Below are 16,863 nucleotides of genomic sequence, written 5' to 3' on the forward strand. Positions count from 1 at the left end.
AAGATATCTTTAAGATTTCAACAAAATATTCAATATTGTGCACAAAGTGCAGTATTTATATAAATTAAATATCAGGGGGGATTGAGTATGAAACAGAAGTCAAAGACAAAATTTATTCCACTTCTAGTTGTTATGGCTATTTTAATCATAATAGTTTCACTTTCAGTTTCATATCGCTTAAGCAAAAGAACTTTTTTAAATATAGGTAATATTTCAGGTAATACGGCTGGAAATTTATATAACAAAGGTATATTTTGTGAATTTGATAACAAAGTATTCTTCAGTAATTCTTATGATCAAGGTGATCTTTATGTCATGAATCCAGATGGGACTCATATTTTAAAACTTTTTGATGATACTGTTTCTTACATCAATGCTGCTGGTAAATATATTTACTACTCTAGAAACAATCTAAATGAAGATAATATCGGAGAAATTTTTAGAGGTAATCTATTTGGTGTGTATCGAATCGACCAAACTGGAAAGAATTTATTTAACTTAAGCAAAGAAACTTGTGGAGTCGTAAGTCTTGGAAACAATCAAGTATTTTACCAAAAATATGATACAGAAACTGCATTGACCTTAAAAAGCATTTCCATAGATGGTGTCACGAAAAAAGATTTGGAAAATTCCGCTATCAATCCTTCCTGCATTGTTAACGGAACTATGTATTATAATAATGTGGTTGATAACTATAACCTTATGGCAATGGATATTGAAACAGGAAGTACCTCACTTGTCTACGAAGGAACATGCTGGAATCCAATTTATGATGATAATTACATATATTTTATGGATATAGAAAATAATTATACACTCTCACGAATCAATCTTACCACCCTCGAAAAGCAAAACCTTACTTCTGAAAGAATTGATACCTACAATTTGTATGGAGAATATATTTACTATCAGATAAATGATGCAACTGATCCTAGTTTATGCCGAATGAAAAAAGATGGTACTGAGACAGAAATAATATTAAACGGTAATTTTTGTAACATTAATGTAACTTCAGAATATGTTTATTTCAACCGATTTGGTTATGATACACCAATCTTTCGTATGAAAACCTCTGGTGAAATTGAAGTATCAAGGTTTGATGAAGCCGCAGATGCCATTAAAACAAACTAAAGAAAAAGTAGCTTGTGTAAGATGAATCTAGTGAGTCATTTACACAAGCTACTTTTTTCTTATCACATTGATTTTATACAATCTGTAAAATGTGCTAAATAAGACAAGGAACCAAAGGCTAGAATCACATCCACATCTTTTTGTTCTAAACATACGCAAGCAGCTTCTTCTATGCTTGTCATATACCGCACATTATTATGATATTTCTCTGCCGTTTTCGCAAGAATCTTGCCATTCAATGCTCTTTTATTATCTGGTATGGTAACAGTAAGAATCGAACAAGCCAAAGGTGCTGTAATCTTTAATATCTTTTCATAATCTTTATCAGCAAATACGCCAATTACAAACATTAGCCTTTTATGTTTGAAATGTGTTAAAATGGTTTCTTTCAGGCAAATAGCTGCTGCCTCATTATGCGCACCGTCAATTAAAACCAACGGTTCTTTTCGTATTACAGTGAATCGTCCAGGCCAAACCGCTTGCTTTAATCCCAATCGAATTGCTTCGCTATTGATATTAAAACCCTTTTCAATTAATGCATGTGCCGCTTCAATGGATAAAATTGCATTGTCCATCTGAAAATTACCAAGTAAGCCAATCTCTATCTTTTTATAATCTTTATATTGAAAACAAACGCTTAAGTCTACATTACAAATTTGCTTTACATTGCTCTTTCTTGCGATTAATAGTGTATTATTTCCCTCACTACATTTACGTTCTATAACAGCCATTGCATTGAAACTTTGTTCCATACTTACTACGATTGCATCCTTCTTAATGATACCTGCCTTATGAAAAGCAATCTCTTCTAATGTATTTCCTAAAAATTCTACATGATCCATGCTAATCGAAGTTAATACAGCTACCAAAGTATTCTCTACAATATTGGTAGCGTCTAATAGCCCACCTAATCCTGTCTCTAGTACTACAACGTCGCAGGATACTTGTTCAAAATACAAAAAGGCAATTGCAGTCTCCACCTCAAATATAGTTGGGTGAGATAAACCATCAAGACACATCTCATCAATCACATCTTTCATTTTTAATGTAATTTCTGCAAACGTATCTTTTGAAATATCAGAGCCATTTACTTGTATTTTTTCTCGATAAGAAAAGACACTCGGAGAGGTATATCTTCCAGTTTTGTAGCCTGCCGCCCTAAGAATGGATGTGATAAAAGCAACTGTAGATCCTTTTCCATTCGTTCCTGCAACATGAACAAATTTTAAGTTATTTTGTGGATTATTCAGCCTTTTTAAAAGCTCTCTTATGCTATCGAGTCCCAAAACACTTCCATATTTCGTAATTTCTTCTAAATATTCTTTTGCCTCTTGATATGTCATTTTTTCACTCACCTACGTTTATCCAAAACATCATGACTGGGTTAATAAATAACCACCATTATAATACCTTATTCAAAAACTGTTTTGTTCTCTCACTTTTTGGATTTGTAAAAATCTGTTCTGGTGTTCCAATTTCTTCAATCTCACCCTGATACATAAATACGACTCTATCTGCAACTTCTTTGGCAAATCCCATCTCATGAGTTACAACTAGCATCGTCATACCATCTTCTGCAAGTTTTTTCATTACGTTTAAAACTTCACCTACTAGTTCTGGGTCAAGAGCAGAGGTGGGTTCATCAAACAACATAATCTTTGGCTTCATTGCTAATGCTCTGGCAATCGCAACTCTTTGTTGCTGACCACCTGAGAGTTTGGATGGATAGGCATCCATTTTATCTTCCAACCCAACTTTTTTTAGCAAATCTTTTGCTGTCTCTTCGGCTTCTGCTTTACTTACTTTTTTTACATTCATTGGTGCTATCATTACATTTTCAAGAACTGTCTTATGCGGGAACAAATTAAATCTTTGAAATACCATTCCCACTTCTAATAAGATATCCGCTCTTTCCTTTGATGTAACTTTATTGATACGAACACCCTTTTCTCTTTGTTCTAATAATTTATCCTCTATATAAATAGAACCTTCTGTAATTTTCTCCAATCGATTCAAGGAACGTAAATACGTGGATTTACCTGCCCCGGAAGGTCCGATAATACATAGTACTTCTCCTTGTTCCACTGTAAGACTAATATTTTTTAAAACCTTCAAGTCCCCAAAATCTTTACATACGTTTTCCGTCTTTATCATTGCCATATTGTCTTACCTCCTATTCGTATACGGAGAATTTCTTCTCTAAATAATTAAATACATATGTAAATACCGCTGTTACAAGCAAATACATAATCATTGCGGGTATATATACCAATGCGGTTGATGCAGATGACTGTATCTGTGAGGTACGCTTCATCAAGTCAACCAAGGCAATCGTAGATACCAAGGAGGTATCTTTAATAACCATAATAAATTCATTTCCTACTGGCGGAATAAGTCTTCGATACGACTGTGGTATAATAATAAGTCGCATGGTTTGTGCATGGCTCATTCCAAGAGCTCTTGCTGCTTCAAATTGTCCTTTATCTATGGATTGGATTGCTGCTCTTATAATTTCAGCCTGATAAGCTGCAGAGTTTAATGCAAAAGCAATAAAGGCAGCTATAAATCTACTTTTAATTGTAAAAGCTGGATTAATTTGAGGAAGCGCATAATAAACAAAATACAATTGCATTAATAGAGGAGTTCCTCGAAAGAAGAAAATATACGCTCCACTTAATCTTTGTATAATCTTATTTTTTGACATCTTTCCTAATGCTAAAAACAAACTGAGTATTAACCCTACCAATACAGAAATGACGGATAAGGATAATGTAATTTTTAAACCTTCTAATAATGCTGGTAACCAGCCAATCATTTTTTCTAATGTACCTGCCATACTTAAATTCTTCCCTTCGCTTTCATATGTTAACTTTCATTCATTTTCTATTGTCATATAAAATAGATGATACACTCCATTGTATATGACAATAGAAAATGCCAAGGACATGATAGTTTCATGTCCTTAGACAAAGTAGTGCTAACTAAGTGGCTTATCTATTACTCTCTAACACCATTGGTTACATCTTTACCAAAGTATTTAGTCGATAACTCTGCCATTGTTCCATTCTCATAAAGTGTATCTACTGCTTTTTCAATTTCTGCTAATAAGGTATCATTTCCTTTTTTCAAGCAGATGGCCATTGGTTCTGCTTCCTCACTTTCCCAAGCAGTTACATATTTATCTGCATCGGTTCCCATGTAGTAAGCCGCAACAACGCTGTCTGTTACAACTGCTTCGATTCTTCCAACCTTTAAATCATCAAAGCATTGAATGACTCTGTCATATGGTAAAATTTCTACATCAAGTCCATTTGCCTGTAATTCTTTCATATAGTCATCCGCAGTCGTTTCTGTTTGTACTGCAACACTTTTGCCACTCAAGTCTTGTGGTGTAGTTAACGCTGAATCCTTTGCAGTCACCATAACCACTCGGTTCGCAATATAAGGTTTTGATAGATTATAATTAGCCTCACGATCTGGCTTTATACTTACACCTGAAATAATGCAATCAAATCGATCACTGTCAAGAGATGCAAAGATTCCATCCCATGCGGTATTTAAGAATTTAACTTCAAGTCCAAGTTCTGCTCCAATCGCTTTTGCAACATCCACATCAAAACCAATTGGTGTTGTTCCGTCTTCATCTAGATATTCCATTGGAGGGTATCCCATTTCCATACCAACTTGTAATACTCCATCTTCAATGGTAAGGGAGTTAGATGCTGCTTTCTCTTCTGAAGTTGTGTCTTCTGAAGCTGTACCTTCTGTCCCTTGTGTTGTTGTACTCTCTGATTCTTTTGGTTGTGTGTTACTTTGGCATGCCGCTAAGGTAAATACCATAGCAGTCATTATGGTAACTGCTGTTAATTTTCTTAATTTCATAAAATTTCCTCCTCGATATATTTTTATATAGCAAAAGACAACCAGATTTTGACCCAGTTGTCTTTACTAATTAATTTACCACTACTCTGGTCCTTCGTCAATTCCATTGACCAATGAGTAGTACTATCTCTATGAATTGCATGTGTCAAGAATTTCTTAAAATCAGCTCTTCCACATCTTCTTCACTCATAGGACGTCCTAGTAAATAACCCTGAATATTATCGCAGTTCATTTTCTTAAGATATTCAAACTGTTCTTTGTTTTCTACTCCTTCTGCAACGGTCTCAACACCTAACTGTTTCACCATGTTAATAACCGAAGAAGTTATGATTGCGGTAGAGGAATCGGTAGCAATTCCATCTATAAATGATTTATCTATCTTTAAGGTATCAATTGGCAAATCCTTTAAATACGCTAACGAGGAAAAGCCTGTCCCAAAATCATCTAGGGAAACCTTAATACCATATGCTCGCATTGTATTTATTTTTGAAATAACGCCTTCTAAGTCTTCAATCAAAACACTTTCCGTAATTTCAATCTCAACATCTTCTGGATTTACATAATACTTATCAATGGTTGCCTTTAATTTCCGTACAAAATCTTCTTTTCGAATTTGTAAAGTCGAAATATTAATGGACATAATTCCATCGTAGCAAAGCTCATTCTTCCATTTTGATAACGTTGCAATCGCCTTATTGATTACCCAATCGCCGATTGATATAATAGAACCATTCCGTTCAGATACTGGTATAAATACATCTGGAGAAATTATTTTTCCATCACTTTTCCATCGAACCAAGGCTTCCACACCTCTTAATTTTCCAGACATTGTATCAAATTGTGGTTGATAATAAAGTACAAAATCTTCCTTATCAATTGCCATACTCAATTGTCGCTCTAATCGAAGTGCCTCTAAAAAACTACTGTACATTTGCTGATCAAAATAACAAATATGATTTTTACCATTCTTTTTTACATCAAATAAAGCAATCTCTGCATTTTTTATGATGCTTAGTGCATTGTCTCCACACTCTGGATATTCTGCAACTCCAATACTTACGGTAAAGTGCGTTTCTCTACCATTAATGAGCTTATATGTTTTTTTGGTAAGTTCACAGATTTGAGTATATATTTTATCAATCGTACGATTCCCGACTGGATTAATCACTGCTATGCAAAATTCATCGTTGGTCATCCTTGCCGCAAACATATTTTCATCTAATAAGCCCTCAATATCCTTTGCAAACATTTGAATGACTTCATCTCCAGCTACAATCCCCATGCTGTCATTGATTACTTTAAAATCATCAATATCAATGTATAATACAGCTACGCTTACTCTTTCCTTATCCGCTATCAATAAAGAATCATTTAATCGTTTTACAAAATAATTCCGATTGAATAAACCCGTAAGCAAATCAAAATAAGCCATATATTTTAATTCTTCATTTTTCTTTTTTACCGAAGTGATATTTCTAAAAAATATAATCTTCTCAGTAGGTTTATTCTCTTCATCGTTTGTTATTTTAACGTTCGCCATAATCCAGGTTTTATTATCCGATAATCTAAATTCAATGATACGATTGGAAAATTCATCTGATTTGGTGGACAATAATCTGCTTATAATGGTTTTATCATCTTCACTGATTGATTGAATTAGGATATTTTGATTAAAACTTTTTTCTTCCTGCAAACCAAACATACTGTTGAATCTTTCTGAAACAACAACGACTCCATTCTTGATGTCCTCATATATAAAAGCATCTTCTGACATATTTAATGCGGCTTTATAAATATGTTCATGATACATAAGTTTTTCCGTTTCTGCTCTCATTAAGTCAATCTTAAATTTTAATGACTCATTTGAACATTCCATATCCTTATCATCCAAATCCACAATCAATCACCTCAATTACTTTAGCGTAATGTATTTTAAATTTATATCTTTTACTATTATAGCATAAATATAAATACATATTTATTAATTTAATTTATAAACCTGCTTTATTTATTAATTTAAAGTATTTGGCTTTAAATTAACACTAATTTTACAAATTACCTAACATATAATAATTGATTTCGCTTATAAATGCAACAATATTTTACAAATAAATCTTACCAATTTGTGCATAAAAAAACAATAGATTAACATTTTATACTAATCTATTGTTTCTTTATTGCATTTATTTAGCTTGAATATATCCTTCGGCTTTTAGTAGCTCAGCGCATAATACTGCCCCACCTGCTGCTCCTCTTACCGTATTATGGGATAATCCAACAAATTTATAATCAAATACATTGTCTTCTCTTATTCTTCCAATTGAGATACCCATTCCATCTTCATAATTGATATCTGCTTTTACCTGTGGACGATTCTCTTCTTCCATATATTGAATAAATTGCTTTGGTGCGCTTGGAAGTTGATATTCTTGTGGAAGTCCTTTGTACTCTACTAATTTTTGAATTAATTGTTCTTTTGTTGGTTTTTTCTTAAATGAAATATACACAGAAGCTGTGTGTCCATCTAATACTGGGATGCGAATGCATTGAGCCGTAATTGCTGGTTCATTGGCTTTTACAATTACACCATCTTCTATTTTACCAAATACTCTTAAAGGCTCTTCTTCACTCTTTTCTTCTTCTCCCCCAATAAATGGTATTACATTTTCTACCATTTCTGGCCACTCTAAAAAGGTTTTTCCTGCCCCTGATATTGCTTGATACGTGCTAACAACTACAGTTGCTGGTTCAAACTCTTTCCATGCTGCTAAGCAAGGAGCATAACTTTGAATCGAACAGTTTGGTTTTACCGCTACAAAGCCTTTCTTTGTTCCCAAACGTTCTTTTTGAAATTTTATCACATCAAAATGTTCTGGATTAATTTCTGGTATCACCATCGGTACATCTGGTGTCCAACGATGAGCACTATTATTTGATACAACAGGAGTTTCCGTTTTTGCATATGCCTCTTCAATTGCCTTAATTTCTTCTTTGGACATATCAACTGCACTAAAAACAAAATCTACCTTTGCTGCAACTGTCTCAACTTCATTTACATTCATTACCACTAGTTTCTTAACTGCTTCTGGCATAGGAGTTTTCATTTTCCATCTGTCACCAACAGCTTCTTCATAGGTCTTCCCTGCCGAACGTGGACTTGCTGCTACTACAACCACTTCAAACCACGGATGGTTTTCTAATAATGATATAAAACGCTGTCCTACCATACCTGTACCGCCAAGGATACCCACTTTCAATTTCTGACTCATAACAAATCTCCTCTTTGCATTATTTCGAAGTACGCAGAAAGTGAGATTCAAGCCCTTTGTTCTCCTACCGCGCACATTTGTCTTTGTAATAAATATATTATACTATTATTCGCAATAATGCAACACTTTTTTATGATTTATTCCTCTAAATATTTTTTATATTCACTAATTACCTGTTCCATAACACTCTTACCAGGTGCTCCTATTGTCTCTCTTTTATTTACACAAGTGGTCAAACTAATAGCATCATAAATGTCTTTTTCAAACAATTCATGTTCGTTTTTAAAGTCTTCTAGTTGTAAATCATCTAGCGCACAATTTTTTTCAATACAAAGTAGCACTAGTCTTCCCGATATGCTATGCGCATCGCGGAAAGCAACCCCCTTATTTACTAAATAATCTGCAACATCTGTTGCATTCGTAAATCCACCTTTTGCACTTTCTTCCATTATTTCTTTACGAAAAGTTGTTGTCTTTATCATACCCGTAAATAAAGCAAGACACCCTTTTACTGTATCAATTGCATCAAAGGTTAATTCTTTATCCTCTTGCATATCTTTGTTGTACGCCAGTGGAATCCCCTTCATTGTTGTAAGCATTGACATTAGTGCTCCATATACTCTTCCAGTTTTACCACGAACTAATTCTGCAATATCTGGATTCTTTTTCTGAGGCATAATGCTGCTTCCAGTGCTATATGCATCATCTAATTCTACAAAGCGATATTCGTTGGTATTCCATATAATAATCTCTTCCGAAAAGCGACTCAAATGCATCATAATAGTAGACAATGCTGACAGTAATTCTATCAAATAGTCTCGATCAGAAACAGAGTCCATGCTATTTCTTGTTGCACCATCAAATTCAAGTAACGAAGCCGTATATTCCCTGTCAAGTGGATACGTCGTCCCTGCCAAAGCTCCTGAACCAAGAGGGCAAAGATTCATTCTTTTGTATATATCACTCAGACGCAATCGATCCCTTTTAAACATTTCAAAATAAGCACCAACATGATGTGAAAGAGTCGTAGGTTGTGCTTTTTGTAGATGTGTAAAGCCAGGCATGAATGTTTGTATATGCTCTTTCATAATTGTTAGAAGTGCCTGTAATAGCTCTTTTAAAAGCTGATCTAGTTCTTGAATTTCATCTCGAACATATAATTTCATATCCAAAGCAACTTGATCGTTTCTACTTCTTCCAGTATGAAGCTTTTTCCCTGTTTCACCAATTTTTTTGATTAGATTTGCTTCTACAAAGCTATGAATATCTTCATATTCCTGCGTAATTTCTAATGCTCCATTTTCTACCTCTTCTAATATTTCATTTAAACCTTTTATAATATCTTCTTTTTCAGCCTCTGATAAAATATTTTGTTTTGCTAGCATTGTAACGTGTGCTATGCTTCCAGCAATATCTTGCTTGTAAAATTTTTGATCAAATGAAATTGATGCATTGAAATTATAAACTAATTGATCTGTTTCTTTTGTAAAGCGCCCGCCCCACAATTGTGCCATATCGTATTCCTCTTTTCTTGTTTGTATATTATTTCATTATAATAGCATAATTATTCATATTTAACAATCTATTTTTCTTCCTTATTTCTTATTGAAAAAATACATCCACAATAATCTTGTCGGTATAAATCAAATTCCTTTGATAATTCAATAGACCTTTTATAACCATTCTTTTTCTTAAAGTCAGAGTATAAATAATTTACTTTCAACTCTTTTTCCAATATACTTCCAATTTCATTTAATTTGCCAGCATTTTTCATAGGACTGATAGATAAAGTCGTTGTAAAATAATCAAAGTTTTTTTCTTTTGCGAGCTTTGCAGTATTTCTTAGTCTTAATTCATAACAAGAAAAACAACGTTGCCCACCTTCTTTCTCATTCTCTAATCCTTTTGCTATCTCATAAAAGGCTTTTGTATCATATTCTCCTGTCATAAATTGAATTTCATGTTTGGCTGGAATTGCTTTTATAAGTTCCTTTTGTTCAATGACACGTCTTTCATATTCACTTGCAGGATAAATATTAGGGTTATAATAAAATATTGTAATTTTAAAATATTGTGACAAATATTCCAAAACATAACTACTACAAGGTGCACAGCAACTATGTAAAAGTAAACTTGGTGTTTTTTCTTCTGTTTGTAATTGTTGAATCACACGATCCAATTCTTTTTGATAATTTAAAACATTCATAGACAACCTCCATCATTTGCATCTATGTGAAACACTCTTAATAACACATATTTTGCTTAGTCAATTATAGTATAGCTTGCTTATTTATTCAATATGTGTTCTATATCCAATATGATAGGGATTGATTTACTTTTCTTAGATATGTTCAACTTTGCACATTCTAGCCCTCTTTTCATACAATAATGTATAAATATAATGGAGGACTTATATGAAACCTTTACTTGAACTTGAATCTGTAAGCTATGCTTATCACAGTTTGTCTGGTGAAACACCAGCTTTAAATAATATATCATTTGACGTAAAAGAAGGAGAATTTATCGCAATTGTGGGGCCCAGCGGATGCGGAAAGTCAACTCTTTTATCTTTAATTGCCGGACTCATCTCTCCTGAACTAGGAGACATTAAAATAAATGGAACCAATGTATCAAATGCTCGCGCCAGTATTGGTTATATGCTTCAAAGAGATCATCTTTTTGAATGGCGAAGCATCTACAAAAATGTGATTTTGGGACTAGAAATTCAAAAAAAGCTAACACAAGAATATTTGGATAGTGTAAATGAAATGCTTATTAATTACGGACTTGAAGCTTTTAAAGATAAAAGGCCTTCTGAGCTTTCTGGGGGGATGAGACAACGTGCTGCTTTGATTCGCACCCTCGCCCTAAAACCTTCCATATTATTACTTGACGAGCCATTCTCGGCTCTTGATTATCAGACACGCCTAACCGTAAGTGATGATATCGGTTGCATTATAAAAAAAGAGAAAAAGACCGCTATTTTAGTAACACATGATTTATCAGAAGCCATAAGTCTTGGCGATAAAGTAATTGTTTTGTCTAAGCGCCCAGCTACAATTAAATCTATTTTCCCTATAGAATTTGCATTAGAAAACAAAACCCCGCTCGCTTGTCGTAATGCACCTGAGTTTAAAGATTATTTTAATGCAATTTGGAAGGAGCTAAACGATTATGAATGACATATCCATTCGTCAACTTGAATTTATCAAACAAAAGACAAAATACAGACGTAGCGTTACAAGGTATCGCATTGCTATCTTTTTTGCGTTTATTATAATTTGGCAATTAACTGCAAGTTTTGGAATCATTGATTCGTTTATTTTTAGCAGTCCTATTAAAATCTTTGCCTGCTTTTATTCCATGTTAAAAGATGGAACCATTCTCCACCATATTTTTATTACACTAACTGAGACATTTTTAAGTTTCTTTTTGGTCATTGTAATTGGAATTCTTATTTCAGTCATTTTGTGGTCGAATGAAAAGTTATCAAAAATCCTGGAGCCTTATCTGGTTGTCTTAAACAGCCTTCCCAAATCAGCATTGGCTCCTTTATTGATTGTATGGCTAGGTGCAAATATGAGAACGATTATTGTCGCAGGTATTTCAGTTGCAATCTTTGGTACAATTATTAATTTATATACAGGTTTTAAGGAGGTTAACCTAGATAAAATCAAATTAATTTATACTTTAGGTGGGAATAAGACTAACGTTTTATTAAAGGTTGTTCTACCTAGCTCTATCCCAATTATTATTAGCACGATGAAAGTAAATATTGGCTTATCTTTGGTTGGTGTTGTAATTGGAGAATTTCTAGCCGCAAGGAAAGGACTTGGTTATCTAATTATCTACGGTAGTCAAGTCTTCAAGCTTGATTGGGTTATTATGAGTATTGTTATCCTTTGTATTATTGCCATGTTACTTTACAAAGCAATCAATCTATTAGAAAAAATGTATCTCAAGCATATTTAATGATAAAAGGCTTATAAGAAAATCGCGAATTCTTATAAGCCTTTTTATATGAAAATGTCAAATTATTTTTTTGTTTTCCTTATCTTACATGGTTTGAATCATCTGATATGCCTTTTCCTTTGTAATTTCATCTACTTTAGATAACATACTAATACAACCTACAAATAATCCATCATATCCCATTAGACGGTCTGAAAGAAGATGATTGATATCTGGTATCCATCCTCTATCTTTTTCATAAATATAATATACAAAATCCTCCATTTTTCCAATTTGATTCAAATCATGCATAATAAAATAATACACTAGCTCATCCATTTATTTCACCTTCTTAATATCCTTAGGGACTACGGCTCCTTTATAGCCCTCAAACATTTTACGGTTTAGTTCCTTCGCTTTCATCGAAGTTTCTGGCAGATTTCTCCACTCTTCATATAAATCGTGTATTTTTTCTCTTATTTCGTAGCTTTCCATTGTATGATATTGTAATTCAAATTTTAATCCATTTGGAGAAACAATGACTGTATTGATGCCGTTATAAGGGTAAAAGTTCATAAGCCAATAATTTTTTATTTCAACTGTCTCATAGCCCAAACTCTTATACATCTCAATGACTTCTAGTGTCTTTTGTGCTAGAGTGTCTGCAGTGGTAATATACGTATAACGTAAGATATCAGATATTTCACAATTCGTTTTATGAAGCAAATGGTTTTTTTTTAGTTTTTTTAAATAAGCTATCTTTGTTTTTAATCTAGAATCAAAACTTCGAGTTTCCATTCCAGATTTATCTGCTATTTCTCTTACGAGTGCGGATATTTGCGGTTCTTGTTCTAGTGCCATTTTATAATATCCCATCCATAATCATGCCTTAATTTCTTTTTCTTCCATAATTTTTATAAATGTATGCGAACAAACTTGAAAACATTCAAGACACTTTCTTTCGGAACAAATATTTTTTTATAACTTGTAAATACTATGTTTGAAAGGTGGTGTATTCATGAATAAAAAAAGTAATAAAGAAATAACCGTAGATAAATATACGAACAAAGAAAAAACACAGTTGCCAAAAACTTCAATTGAACCTCTCCCTGAATCAACTAGACCAAGACAAGACGGTCCAGGTGGAAACTAATGTTTCATAATGATACTATAGACACAAATAGGTCATATACTTCTTTTCGTATATGACCTACTCCACTAGAAAATTCCTCTTTCCATATTATCTGATGAAAGGTGGTGTATATATGTTGAAAGATGAGAATGAATCTGTTCAAAACAAATCAGGTGATGATGTACCTTTTATTCCAATTCCGCCTGTGAATCCGCTAGATCCAATGCCTATGCCGATTCCCCTTGTACCAGATACTACCCCAGACGATGATATCGCTGAATAACTTTAAGAAAATCTATTAGATTTTACAAAGGTACCAACTTTTATCCTTGTACCTTTGTAAATCTACTGGTATAAATTAACCTCTTAGCAAGGTTCCCCTTAACATGTATATTTCCAAATTATCCAATTACTTTCTTGTTTACCATTCATTATCTATTACATATTTGTTACAATAATGTTACAATGAATTTGTTCTTAAGAAAACAAAACTTAAAGGAGGTTCTGGGATATGTGTTTTAACTTTAGCTCATGTAACTTAAACGACCTATTAAATTTGATCGCTAAATATTGTAAATAAATTCTAAAAGGTTCTTCCCGTACTTGGGAGGAACCTTTTCACTACTCTATACCATTGAGTTATGCATTATGTAACTTCGTATATATTTCACGTAATAATTTTGTTGCCCATTGATAGGAATTTGTCGTTTCATATCCTCGATAGACAGGTTCCTGTGCAACAATCATGAGTAAATAAAGATCGTACCAAAGAATTCTTCGTTTTTGTTCTTCTGTAAATTCCTCAATTTGGTATCCCCTTAAAAAGTCTGTTGATTGGGAGTAGGATCTGAAACCAACTTCTAAAAGAGGATCACCCCACAAACAACGTTCCCAATCGATTAAACCTGTAATATTCCCATCTTTTACAAAGACATTCCCGTCCCATAGGTCCCAATGAACCAAACGAGGGACTGTAATACTTTGGAAACACTCCTTATCTTTTTCAAGTAATTTTAAAAGTTCACTCGAAGATATTGTAAGATCAATGTTTTCTTTCTCTGCATCCAGTATAACAGCCTTTATCATTGCACAAAAAACATCAAACCACTTTTTACCTTGCAATAAACTTTGACCAGGATATCCAAAGTAATCATTTGTTATTTGATTAATTTCTTTGTTAAGAGAACCCACTCGAAAGTTAATATGACTCACTTGCTCCTTCGAAAGCACAGATTTTTGAGAAGATAGGCTTTTACCAGGTATCTTTTTCATAAAAAAATAAGAGGCACCACATAGTGTACAGGATGAATCATAAAACTCCACTTCCGGCAACAAAACCTTAGTTTTTTGTGCTACTAATTGCATGGAACGTACTTCCACTTCCATAATATTTTTTTCATAGGTCATAACCGTTACTTTCGGATCAGGTGCTATCTTTAGAATACTTTTTGTTCCATCCTCAAAAGATACTTCATAAGCGATATTGAAATATCCTTCTGTCAACTCATGCAATCGTTCCAGCTTTCTTTCAGGAAATGCATGACAAATTAACTTCATAAGTGTAGATTCACTTTGAATATTCTTTGTTAAGTGTGCCATCTCTATGAACGCCTCCTTTTCTAAAAATAAGTGCTTTTTGGTTTTAAGAATCTTACAACACTTATTCCTGCAAGTTCATGCAAAGCATGGTTATACTGAACTTTGTTTGAACATGTTCAGTATAGCAATTTAACGATTATATGTCAAATATTTTAAAAACAGCCATAGGTTAAGTTCTGCGAGTTTTCTTAGTACTAAAAAAGCTGCATTCCCATTGGTTTATTACCAAGAAAATACAGCTTATAACTTTAAAAGCTTCCGATGGGACTCGAACCCACGGTCTATTGATTACGAATCAATCGCTCTACCAACTGAGCCACGGAAGCCTGTTGAAAAATCAACCATATGTGATTATATATTCTTTTTTATAAATTTGCAAGAGTTTTTTGCTATTTATTATGTAAAAAACCAAAGCCAAGGAAATTTTTAGACTTTGGTTTAAATTTGTTTGTAATTTGTAGTTTTCTTAAGTTCTTTCTATTATCCATTCACAATGGTACCGCCATTGATATGAATGGTCTGACCCGTGATATAAGTGGATGCATCTGAAGCCAAGAACACATATGCTTCCGCTACCTCAACGGGTTGACCAGGTCGTTTTAAAGGTGTGTCCTTACCAAATGTTCCTACCGTATTCTTATCTAATGTAGACACAATTAACGGAGTCCAAATAGGCCCTGGTGCCACTTGGTTTACTCTTATCTTTCGGTCTGCCAGATTCGTAGACAACGATCTTGTAAAGGCGGATATTGCACCTTTTGTTGAGGAATAATCCAATAAATCTGCATTTCCCTTAAAAGCGGTAATAGAACCAGTATTAATGATTGCACTATTTTCTTTCAGATGAGGAAGTGCCGCTCTGGTTAAATAAAACATAGCAAAAATATTCGTCTGAAATGTCCTTTGTATCTGCTCATCCGTGATATCTTCCAACTTCTTTTGTAGATGTTGTTCTGCCGCATTATTTACGATAATATCCAAGGTATGAAATTCTTGTAATGTTTTATCTACTATTTGATTACAAAAATTACTATCCCCAACATCACCCTTTATCAATAGCGCTTTACTTTGATATTCTTCAACTACTTGCTTCGTAGTATTTGCATCATTATCTGCTGCATTATAGACTATGACGACATTGCAGCCTTCTTTTGCAAACGCGACCGAGATTGCTCTGCCAATTCCACTATCACCACCTGTTATGATAGCTGTCTTTCCTTTTAGTCTTCCTGCACCTTTATAATCTGGATTATCATAGATTGGCTCAGGATCCATCTGACTTTCCTTCCCTGGAATTGGTTGTGTCTGACCTTGAATTTCCTCTGTGGTATACATTTCATTCTCTTTCATGAAGCATTATCTCCTTATTGTTTTATAACTATATTGTGTTTCAATATGGAGATATTTATTTATATGAATCAAACTTTTAACATAATAGATTTTTATATATCATTTATAGATTTAAAACATAGTTCTTTGCGTTATACCCTATGTATATCTTTAATTTTCAAAATCAACTGTAACTGTCCAATAACTTGGACCTTCTTCAACCTTACTTACCATGCCTGTCGATTCGTACACCTTATCGCTAAACGGAATATTTCCGCTCATTGCCACTGCCGGCTCTATCGTATAGCAATACATTAATCCTTGCAAGGTCTGAAGTTCTCTTGCACTTACCTCAACTTGATCTCCAACTTTTACTAAGTTAGGTCGTTCCATTCGAAATTCAATTTGTTTCACTTTTATCACTACCTTTTTATTACTTCACAATTATTTCAATAATTTTTCAAATCCCCTACACAAATTAGAGGTATATTAGATTCATACAAAGTGATTCAATACTTTGATTACATAAACACTTTTTTCAAAAAGCCCGGATTCCCCCAATCCGGGCCC

General features: G+C 33.4%; 18 protein-coding genes and 1 tRNA gene. 5 read left to right on the forward strand and 14 right to left on the reverse strand.

The window, feature by feature from the left end:
• The first annotated feature begins 87 nt into the window (after nucleotides 1-87).
• Complete coding sequence (locus F7O84_RS06095) at nucleotides 88-1,131, forward strand: DUF5050 domain-containing protein (RefSeq protein ID WP_151143030.1); 1,044 nt, start codon at nucleotides 88-90, stop codon at nucleotides 1,129-1,131.
• Between the two features lie 62 nt (nucleotides 1,132-1,193).
• Here the strand turns inward: F7O84_RS06095 and F7O84_RS06100 are convergent, their stop codons facing one another.
• From F7O84_RS06100 to F7O84_RS06135, 8 genes are all read right to left on the reverse strand, one after another.
• Complete coding sequence (locus F7O84_RS06100; RefSeq protein ID WP_151143032.1) at nucleotides 1,194-2,474, reverse strand: bifunctional folylpolyglutamate synthase/dihydrofolate synthase; 1,281 nt, start codon at nucleotides 2,472-2,474, stop codon at nucleotides 1,194-1,196.
• Nucleotides 2,475-2,532: 58 nt separating this feature from the next.
• Complete coding sequence (locus F7O84_RS06105) at nucleotides 2,533-3,285, reverse strand: amino acid ABC transporter ATP-binding protein (RefSeq protein ID WP_151143740.1); 753 nt, start codon at nucleotides 3,283-3,285, stop codon at nucleotides 2,533-2,535.
• 19 nt (nucleotides 3,286-3,304) lie between these two features.
• The gene (locus tag F7O84_RS06110; protein WP_151143034.1) at nucleotides 3,305-3,967 is read right to left on the reverse strand and encodes an amino acid ABC transporter permease; all 663 of its coding nucleotides are present in this window, start codon (nucleotides 3,965-3,967) and stop codon (nucleotides 3,305-3,307) included.
• A gap of 161 nt (nucleotides 3,968-4,128) precedes the next feature.
• Nucleotides 4,129-5,013: a substrate-binding periplasmic protein gene (locus F7O84_RS06115; RefSeq protein WP_151143036.1), complete on the reverse strand. Its 885-nt coding sequence runs from the start codon at nucleotides 5,011-5,013 to the stop codon at nucleotides 4,129-4,131.
• A 145-nt stretch (nucleotides 5,014-5,158) separates the two neighbouring features.
• Nucleotides 5,159-6,910 (reverse strand): sensor domain-containing protein, encoded by a 1,752-nt coding sequence (locus F7O84_RS06120; protein ID WP_151143038.1) that lies wholly within the window; start codon nucleotides 6,908-6,910, stop codon nucleotides 5,159-5,161.
• Nucleotides 6,911-7,196: 286 nt separating this feature from the next.
• Nucleotides 7,197-8,282 carry an aspartate-semialdehyde dehydrogenase gene (gene asd / locus F7O84_RS06125; RefSeq protein WP_151143040.1) on the reverse strand — a complete coding sequence of 362 codons (1,086 nt, stop codon included), beginning with the start codon at nucleotides 8,280-8,282 and terminating at the stop codon, nucleotides 7,197-7,199.
• A gap of 137 nt (nucleotides 8,283-8,419) precedes the next feature.
• Complete coding sequence (gene argH, locus F7O84_RS06130; protein WP_151143042.1) at nucleotides 8,420-9,796, reverse strand: argininosuccinate lyase; 1,377 nt, start codon at nucleotides 9,794-9,796, stop codon at nucleotides 8,420-8,422.
• Between the two features lie 68 nt (nucleotides 9,797-9,864).
• The gene (locus F7O84_RS06135) at nucleotides 9,865-10,488 is read right to left on the reverse strand and encodes an epoxyqueuosine reductase QueH (RefSeq protein ID WP_151143044.1); all 624 of its coding nucleotides are present in this window, start codon (nucleotides 10,486-10,488) and stop codon (nucleotides 9,865-9,867) included.
• A gap of 208 nt (nucleotides 10,489-10,696) precedes the next feature.
• Between F7O84_RS06135 and F7O84_RS06140 the strand changes: the two genes are divergently transcribed.
• Nucleotides 10,697-11,464: an ABC transporter ATP-binding protein gene (locus F7O84_RS06140; protein ID WP_151143047.1), complete on the forward strand. Its 768-nt coding sequence runs from the start codon at nucleotides 10,697-10,699 to the stop codon at nucleotides 11,462-11,464.
• A complete protein-coding gene (locus tag F7O84_RS06145) occupies nucleotides 11,457-12,254 on the forward strand; it encodes an ABC transporter permease (protein WP_151143049.1) in 798 nt (265 codons plus the stop codon). Before F7O84_RS06140 ends, F7O84_RS06145 begins: the two co-directional genes overlap by 8 nt.
• An 84-nt stretch (nucleotides 12,255-12,338) precedes the next feature.
• On the opposite strand, the gene F7O84_RS06150 is transcribed toward F7O84_RS06145, so the two are convergent.
• Nucleotides 12,339-12,572 (reverse strand): hypothetical protein, encoded by a 234-nt coding sequence (locus tag F7O84_RS06150; protein ID WP_151143051.1) that lies wholly within the window; start codon nucleotides 12,570-12,572, stop codon nucleotides 12,339-12,341.
• Nucleotides 12,573-13,109 carry a hypothetical protein gene (locus F7O84_RS06155; RefSeq protein WP_151143053.1) on the reverse strand — a complete coding sequence of 179 codons (537 nt, stop codon included), beginning with the start codon at nucleotides 13,107-13,109 and terminating at the stop codon, nucleotides 12,573-12,575. It lies immediately after the preceding gene.
• Nucleotides 13,110-13,251: 142 nt separating this feature from the next.
• On the opposite strand from F7O84_RS06155, the gene F7O84_RS19335 reads away from it, so the two are divergent.
• Entirely contained in the window at nucleotides 13,252-13,386 is a 135-nt protein-coding gene (locus F7O84_RS19335; protein ID WP_279237984.1) for a hypothetical protein, read from the forward strand.
• 112 nt (nucleotides 13,387-13,498) lie between these two features.
• A complete protein-coding gene (locus F7O84_RS18945) occupies nucleotides 13,499-13,648 on the forward strand; it encodes a hypothetical protein (RefSeq protein WP_192451673.1) in 150 nt (49 codons plus the stop codon).
• Between the two features lie 356 nt (nucleotides 13,649-14,004).
• On the opposite strand, the gene F7O84_RS06160 is transcribed toward F7O84_RS18945, so the two are convergent.
• The 4 genes from F7O84_RS06160 to F7O84_RS06175 form a co-directional block, all read right to left on the reverse strand.
• Complete coding sequence (locus F7O84_RS06160; RefSeq protein WP_151143056.1) at nucleotides 14,005-14,964, reverse strand: phosphotransferase family protein; 960 nt, start codon at nucleotides 14,962-14,964, stop codon at nucleotides 14,005-14,007.
• A gap of 253 nt (nucleotides 14,965-15,217) precedes the next feature.
• Nucleotides 15,218-15,290 (reverse strand) — tRNA-Thr (locus tag F7O84_RS06165).
• Between the two features lie 154 nt (nucleotides 15,291-15,444).
• Nucleotides 15,445-16,314: an SDR family oxidoreductase gene (locus tag F7O84_RS06170; protein WP_151143059.1), complete on the reverse strand. Its 870-nt coding sequence runs from the start codon at nucleotides 16,312-16,314 to the stop codon at nucleotides 15,445-15,447.
• Between the two features lie 150 nt (nucleotides 16,315-16,464).
• Complete coding sequence (locus F7O84_RS06175; RefSeq protein ID WP_151143061.1) at nucleotides 16,465-16,707, reverse strand: hypothetical protein; 243 nt, start codon at nucleotides 16,705-16,707, stop codon at nucleotides 16,465-16,467.
• Between the last annotated feature and the right edge of the window lie 156 nt (nucleotides 16,708-16,863).

The organism is Candidatus Galacturonatibacter soehngenii (assembly GCF_008830185.1).
Classification (GTDB): Bacteria; Bacillota; Clostridia; order Lachnospirales; family Lachnospiraceae; genus Lachnotalea; species Lachnotalea soehngenii.